Genomic DNA, 7,299 nt, shown 5'->3' with positions numbered 1-7,299 from the left:
GCTTATGCCCAAGCGCAAGAATGTTTAGAGCTGAGTTTTTATCTCTGTCGTGAGCCGTACCACAGCTCGCGCACTCCCACTCTCTTATTCCAAGACCTGTCCTACCTTTCGGACTACTTGCGGTGATCTCACCACAGCACGAACAAGTTTGGGAGGTATAGGCTTCATTGACTTCCTCAAACAATACCCCTGCGTTCTCGCATTTATACTTGAGCATTGTTTTTAGTGCTGAAAATCCTGTATTTAAAACAGATTTTGCTAGTTTAGTTTTTACAAGTTTCTTGGCACTTAAATCACCTACAATAATGACTGCATTATTTTTAACAAGCATGCTGCTTGCCTGATGCAAATGGTCTTTACGACAGTTTGCAATCTTGGCGTGTAAGGCACGTACACGTTTTTTATTTCTTGCTCGTTGAGCAATACCTAATTTCTGTTGGTACTGGCGATAGAACTTAGGATTTGAAATTACAGTGCCATCAGAACAGGTGGCAATATCTTTTAAGCCTAGATCAATGCCTATAGCTTTGGTTGCCATTGGTTTTTCTTGCTTCGAAAAGTCAACCACAAGACATACATACCAACGCCCACGACTGTCCTCAACAAACGAACCTGTTCTAACAGTATATTTGCTTAGTCCGTAGCTATCCCATAAGCCAAATTTAGTTTTTCCATATTCAACATACCCATCAGCATATTTTAGTCCTGATTTTTTAAATGGTATCCATCCAAGCGATCTTCGTGCTGACGTCTTGTTGCTTACACGCCATTTCAGCTTTGCTTTTTTAAATTGCTTTCTTCGAGTGATCAGTTCTTCTGTAATCGCTTGTACGGTTTGACTATGTAGGTTGCATTCCTTAGATGTACCTTTGGTGTATTTTGCAATATCGTATACCGATAGAAATTCACCTTTACCCTTAAGATGCTTAAACCCTAAATCATTCACATAATTCCAAACAAAGTTGACCTCTGATGCGAGTTGGTCTAGCACCTTGCAATGTTTGTCTTTTATGCGTAATTTAAGGGTTTTCACTATTAAAATATATTTAGGCTATGAGTAATAGGCAAGAGATTAGAACAGGTCGTCACTGTGTTTTTAATATGCACGCTCATTGAGTCTTTGTGGCTAAATATCGTAGAGATGTTTTTACCAAAGACATTCTCGAAACAATGTATGAAGTGTTTGAACGTGTCTGCTTAGACTTTGAAGCTCAATTGGTGGAATTTAATGGTGAACATGATCATGTACACCTATTGATTAATTATCCACCTAAAGTTGCTGTTTCAAATGTAGTGAATAGTTTAAAAGGTGTATCGAGTCGTCATTTAAGAAAACAATTTCCTAAAATCAGAAACAAGCTATGGGGTAATGCTTTGTGGTCGCCTAGTTACTTCGCTGCATCGTGCGGAGGTGCGCCTATTGGGATTATTAAGCAGTATATCGAACAACAGCAAACGCCGCATGAATGGCTTACGCCAGTCGCTTATATCCTCGGGCTAAACCCCGAGGTTTTACGCTCCATCGGATAAATGAATAAAACCCGGAATATCGCCACCGCTATTTTCTTCATGTAAGCGATCTTCAAATTCACGGATATCACGCATACGCTGATAAGCACGCAGCAATTGTTGTTCGTTTAATAGCATTATTCTGATCCCTTTGTTGTACTTGCTTTTTAAGTCCGAAAAAAGCATATCTTTATCAAAGAAGATTTACTCAAAAATTGCTATTCGACTAAAAAAATAAAGCTAAATTTTATGCACAACCCCATGATATTAAATGAATTATATATTGTATTTTTTCTTTAACTGACTCAAACCAACCTTTTACCAATCTTCTTGTTTTAGACTTTTAAATACTGCAAACTCAGGTTACATAAAGCCTAAAAGAATGCGCATTTTTAGGGCAGCTATATACTGCTTTAGCATGCAAGATATGCTACAACATCCTATATCGGTGCAGTATGGAACACTGCATGAGTCAAAATAAAAAATAACAAAAATAGGATCGTGGTGATGGACCTTCAACGATGGCATCCTTTACAAACCCAACATTTAATCCAGCCCAAAACGCCTTTAGCAGCGCCTGTATTTCATATACAGCCACACATGAGTCATATTTACTCAAGTATCGAACTATGTTTATCTGAGCTCATTGATATTGCAAAACAATCAAATATGGCGCTTGGCATTACCGATCAGTATGGTACGTTAATGCGTACATGGAATAGTCGCCTCATGCAAACTGCTGCCGAACAAGTCCATTTTGTAGAAGGTGGGCATTGGTCCACGCAAGCAGTCGGCAGTAATGCCATTGGTCTAACACTTAATGTACAACAGGCAACCTGTGTACATTCACATGAAAATGAAATGGATAGCGTACGTGATTGGGTATGCTATGCCGCTCCTATTTTGGATCCAATCTCAGGCCATCTACAAGGGGTTGTCAATTTATCCACCAAATCTAATCGACACAATGCACTCGGGATATGTGCAGCCAGTCACTGTGCACGTTTATTGTCGGATGCACTGCGCTATCAGCAACGTTTACAACTCTATACTTTAGGGCCAGCCTATGTAGTGTTTAATCAACAACGTTTACCATTAAGTCTGCGGCAAATTGAAATTTTGGCTATTTTAGCGCTCCATCCCCAAGGGATGAATTTAGAACAACTCCATCATGCAATTTATGGTGAGCGTGAGGTAGCTTTAAATACTTTAAAAGCCGAAATTTCAGTATTAAGGCGTTATTTACCCAATTGTTTAGAAAATCGTACTTATCGTTTAAGTTGCCATGTTGAAGCTGATTTTTTACAAGCCGAACAAGCACTCAAGCAGGGGCTCATTGCCAGCAGCTTTAATCTCTACCGCGGTACATTTTTAGCCAAAACCGAAAGCCCTACTTTAATCGCATGGCGACATTGTTTTGATGCTAAGTTCAGTCAACTCATTTATCAAATGCACGATGTGGACGCACTGTTGGACTTACTGAGCCGTGCACCAAAGCGCTTAGATGCACTGCAGCAAATTATCGATTTGTTACCTCGTGAACATCAGTTATACCAACATATGTACGCGTTATTAGAGACTTAGTTAAAAATACAACCTATTTCATGTTCACAAGACTGCATCTTTTACTTGCATATCGCTACAGCTTTAACCCACTTGTTATACACAGCAAGCTAAGGTTTTACCTATGCTAAAGCCTTAAACTCTTAAGAGGACATCGAGTATGCGTGCATTAACTTATCATTCCGCACGGGATGTGCGAGTCGAAACGGTAGCGGATCCGATCATACAAGCGCCAGATGATGTAATTCTAAGGGTGACAGCAACAGCAATTTGTGGCTCAGACCTGCATTTATATCGCGGTAAAATTCCGGCGACCCAAGCAGGCGATATTTTTGGTCATGAATTTATGGGAATTGTGGAAGAAGTCGGTCCTGAAGTCCATCAAGTCAAAAAAGGTGATCGTGTTATTATTCCCTTTGTCATTGCCTGTGGTGATTGCTTCTTCTGTCAGCACGATCTCACTGCAGCATGTGAAAAAACCAATACGGGTCGCGGTGCCATTATCAACAAAAAGCAGATTCCTCCGGGGGCAGCCTTATTTGGCTATAGTCATTTATACGGTGGAATTGCAGGCGGACAAGCTGAGTATGTCCGGGTACCTAAAGGCAATATAGGGCCATTTAAAGTTCCAGGCTCACTGCCAGATGAAAAAGTCTTATTTTTAACTGATATTTTACCCACTGCTTGGCAAGCTGTCACCAATGCGCAGGTGAAAGCGGGCTCAAGTGTGGCGGTGTATGGTGCAGGGCCAGTGGGTTTACTGTCGGTCGCATGTGCCAAGATGCTTGGTGCTGAGCAAATTTTTATTGTCGATCATCACGATTACCGTTTAGATTTTGCGCATCATACCTATGGTGCAATTCCAGTCAACTTCGATCATGTTGATGCTGCTGAATTTATTATCTCAAGAACAGCAGGTTATCGCGGTGTAGATGCGGTTATTGATGCAGTAGGTTTTGAAGCCAAAGGCAGCGTTATTGAAACTGTGCTGACCAACTTAAAGCTTGAAGGTTCGAGTGGCGTTGCCCTACGGCAATGCATTGCTGCAGTACGTCGTGGTGGCACAGTGAGCATTCCTGGCGTTTATGCAGGACCAATTCATGGCTTTTTATTGGGTGATGCTTTTGATAAGGGTTTAACCTTTAAAATGGGACAAACGCATGTGCATCATTTATTGCCCACCTTACTTGAGCATATTGAAAATGGCGACTTAAGACCAGAGGTCATTATCACCCACAACATGCGCCTCGAAGAGGCAAGTGAAGCCTACCGTATCTTTGACCAATGCGAACAAGATAGTCGTAAAATTATTTTAACCCCTTAATTTAACTCATTTCATTACTGCAAAAAAAATCCCAGCCGAGAGGGGGTAGATGGCTGGGACGAAACGAGAAATCAGGTAGAAAGCATGCGATCGCTTTTCATGTCCATGATCATAAAATAAGCATAGCTTAAAGTAAAAACGTAAAATCTCATCATTTACATCGAATTTACCAATCTATGTTTAGTTTTTCTAATTATTTCAATACAAACAAAAATAAAAATCTATTACAATAATTAATAATTATCATTTACCAATATTAGCATTATTCTTCTCATCGATAACCAGATGACTGAATATCTGAGTTGATGCAGCTTAATTTTACAATAGGTTTCCACTATGAAAGAGTGTGACGGGCAATCTCGAGCCTATACCCTAGTATGCTTCCCCCCTGCCGGATGCAGCGCAACCATCTATCAAGCTTTTCAAAAATACCTTCATCCCTCCTGCCATTTGCTGGCACTTGACTATCCTGGACATGGGCGAAAATTCGCTCAGCCACTTGAATCTGATATCAAAGCCCTGAGTCAGCAGCTTGCACAAGAGATCAACGATAGAACCACTCAAGAGATCATCTTGTTTGGACACAGCTTAGGAGCCGCTTTGATCTGGCCGGTAGTAGAAGCTTTAAAAAATCAAGCTGTATGGCCACGTATTAAGATGCTCGTAATCAGTAGTCGTCCAGCACCACAGCACAGCCAACATTTATTAGCGAAACATCAACTTGATGATCAAGCGTTAGTACAACAATTACAACACTACCAATATGTGCCCGCACATATTTTCAAGCACCCTGATATGCTACGTCTTTGTTTTAAGCTTATTCGGCATGATTTTGCTTTAAGTGATGCTTTGATTTCACAATCGCCACCCTGTCAAACCCATCTCCCTGTTTTGCTTTTACATGGCGATCAAGATCCAGATTTAACAACAACTCAAATGTTGGATGCTTGGCAAGGTTATACTCAACGTTGGTTAGGGCGTATTGCCTTTACAGGTCATCATTTTTATTTTACCCAGCCCAATATCCTCAAGCACATGCTGTCTTGTATCGAAGAAAAATTCCAAACTCTACATACAGCCAGCACATCACTTTGAATAGCCACCAAAATTCTAGACACACGTAACCATCTTTTGATGGGCCTTTTCATAATCTAATGGAGAACGCTGACCATTGGAACCATGCCTGCGTTTTGTATTGTAGAACATCTCAATATATTCAAACATATCAGACCTAGCCTCAGTTCTTGATGCATATATTTTCTTTTTGATCCTCTCGCGTTTTAACAGTTGAAAAAAGCTCTCGGCAACAGCAGCCATAAATTGCCCATTTTCTAAGATTAAACGCTCAATTTTGGTGTCATATAAAATGTCTACCCCTAAGTTTTCTGCGCTGCGAAAATAGGCGTTGACTAAGGCTTTACCCCCACCCATAAAAAAAGCATTGGTACGTGCCACATGTAAAGCACCTGATAATGGCGGTTGAAAATTCACCCCATGCTTACGCATCCAATCTCGACATGTAGCTGTACTACGAATCACTAAACGTGCCAAGTGTTCATTGGTTTTTCCACCTGTAACCTTGAGTAGATCTTGCCAATATTCTTCTTCAGGATAGGCTTCAACTAAGACATCCTGCGGTGCATCATGCATGCAGCGCAAGTTACGTGTGTGTTGGGAATTGCCACCACGCCATAGTTTAGGCGCAGCTTCAATGAGTAATACTGAGGCACCCGCCTCACGTGCAGTCAAAGCTGCACAAAGTGCGGCATTCCCACCGCCAATCACAACGACATCATGCATCGTTTGTTTCCCTTCTCGATTTTTGTTCAATGTAATCAAAAAGTGATCACGGTAGTGATAAGCAGGGACTAAATAGGTATTTAATTTTATTAAATAGGAGATTGGTCTATAAGCGTAGCGCTTGGCCAAACTTGCTTTTGAATCAAGTCTTTAATACAGAGTTTAATCGCTACTTTTGCTGCTAAAGAAGCAGGTGACAATTGTTCTTCAGCTAGACTAATTAAATAATTAATCCGCGATAAATCCGGCTGTTTAATTTTCAATAAGCATAAACGACCTTTAAGGGATGGAAATAGAGCACTTCCTGGCTGGATAGTGGCCATGTCTAAATTGGCCACACAATCCATAAGCAGATGTAAACCATCAATTTCACAACTCACTTGAATATTATCAACTTTTTGATTAAGAAATTTACGTAGACCATGTCGTTGACTCGGCAACACCAAAGGTAGACGATTGGCCTGTTCAAAATTAATTTCGCCTTGTTGAATACATTTAGCAAGCTCATATTTTTTTAATAAATTTGGCGTTGCCATTAAAAACATTTGCTCTTCAAGCAAGGCTTGAATCGACCATTGTGGGTCAACGTCTTTAGTAAAAATAATGGCAAGATCCAACTGACGCGCATTCACCAAATGGCTTAAATTACCTGACAAACTTTCCACCAAATGCACTTTAATATCAGGGTAACGAGTTTGCATCAATTGCATCAGTGGTACACCCAACACAGATGCTAGACTTGGCGACATCCCAATACTAACATGACCAGATAAGCGTGAAGAATGCGCAGCTTCCACTGCATATTGCATATGCCGGAGTACCAGTTGCGCTTGTTTATAAAATGCTAAACCAGAAGGGGTAGGGGTCACGCCTTGGGCACTGCGTTGTAATAAGCGCGTTGAAAGTTCATCCTCAAGTTTGGCAATTTGCTGACTCAAGGCAGATGTCCCAAGCTGCAATTTTTTTGCCGCTTTACCAATACTACCGGCCTCTACAATGCTAATAAAATATTTAATTTGTCGTGAATCCATCACAATCTCATCATCGTGTTTTGAATATTGTGCGCATAAATTTGATTTTGTTCTAGTTTTTGTAAAAAACAT

General features: G+C 40.6%; 7 protein-coding genes and 1 pseudogene. 4 read left to right on the top strand and 4 right to left on the bottom strand.

Annotation, left to right across the window (positions count from 1 at the left end; all coding sequences use genetic code 11):
- Positions 1-1,033, bottom strand: a 1,033-nt coding sequence (locus AC5YCI_RS13155) for an RNA-guided endonuclease InsQ/TnpB family protein (protein ID WP_496175658.1), incomplete at its 3' end; no start/stop codon positions are given.
- Positions 1,034-1,122: 89 nt separating this feature from the next.
- Between AC5YCI_RS13155 and tnpA the strand changes: the two genes are divergently transcribed.
- Positions 1,123-1,530, top strand: a complete 408-nt coding sequence (tnpA, locus tag AC5YCI_RS13150) for an IS200/IS605 family transposase (protein ID WP_496175657.1) — start codon at positions 1,123-1,125, stop codon at positions 1,528-1,530.
- Here the strand turns inward: tnpA and AC5YCI_RS13145 are convergent.
- Positions 1,519-1,647 (bottom strand): annotated as a pseudogene (locus AC5YCI_RS13145) (ABC transporter substrate-binding protein); the annotation flags it as partial. The gene tnpA and the pseudogene AC5YCI_RS13145 sit on opposite strands and share 12 nt — an antisense overlap.
- 369 nt (positions 1,648-2,016) lie before the next feature.
- Between AC5YCI_RS13145 and AC5YCI_RS13140 the strand changes: the two are divergent.
- The 3 genes from AC5YCI_RS13140 to AC5YCI_RS13130 all read left to right on the top strand — a co-directional run bounded on the left by AC5YCI_RS13140 (position 2,017) and on the right by AC5YCI_RS13130 (position 5,491).
- Positions 2,017-3,093, top strand: a complete 1,077-nt coding sequence (locus tag AC5YCI_RS13140) for an AfsR/SARP family transcriptional regulator (RefSeq protein WP_496175656.1) — start codon at positions 2,017-2,019, stop codon at positions 3,091-3,093.
- A 139-nt stretch (positions 3,094-3,232) separates the two neighbouring features.
- Entirely contained in the window at positions 3,233-4,396 is a 1,164-nt protein-coding gene (locus AC5YCI_RS13135) for a zinc-dependent alcohol dehydrogenase (RefSeq protein ID WP_496129892.1), read from the top strand.
- Positions 4,397-4,732: 336 nt separating this feature from the next.
- Positions 4,733-5,491 carry a thioesterase II family protein gene (locus AC5YCI_RS13130; protein ID WP_496129891.1) on the top strand — a complete coding sequence of 253 codons (759 nt, stop codon included), beginning with the start codon at positions 4,733-4,735 and terminating at the stop codon, positions 5,489-5,491.
- A gap of 15 nt (positions 5,492-5,506) precedes the next feature.
- Here AC5YCI_RS13130 and AC5YCI_RS13125 read toward each other — a convergent pair whose 3' ends face one another.
- On the bottom strand, positions 5,507-6,196 hold the full coding sequence (locus AC5YCI_RS13125) for an FAD-dependent oxidoreductase (protein ID WP_496175655.1): 690 nt from the start codon (positions 6,194-6,196) through the stop codon (positions 5,507-5,509).
- Between the two features lie 89 nt (positions 6,197-6,285).
- Positions 6,286-7,227, bottom strand: a complete 942-nt coding sequence (locus AC5YCI_RS13120; protein ID WP_496175654.1) for a LysR family transcriptional regulator — start codon at positions 7,225-7,227, stop codon at positions 6,286-6,288.
- Positions 7,228-7,299: the final 72 nt, after the last annotated feature.

The sequence above is a fragment of the Acinetobacter sp. CY17 genome, assembly GCF_059515825.1.
The sequence above is the reverse complement of the archived record's forward strand: the minus strand, read 5'-3'. Positions and strand labels throughout refer to the sequence as shown.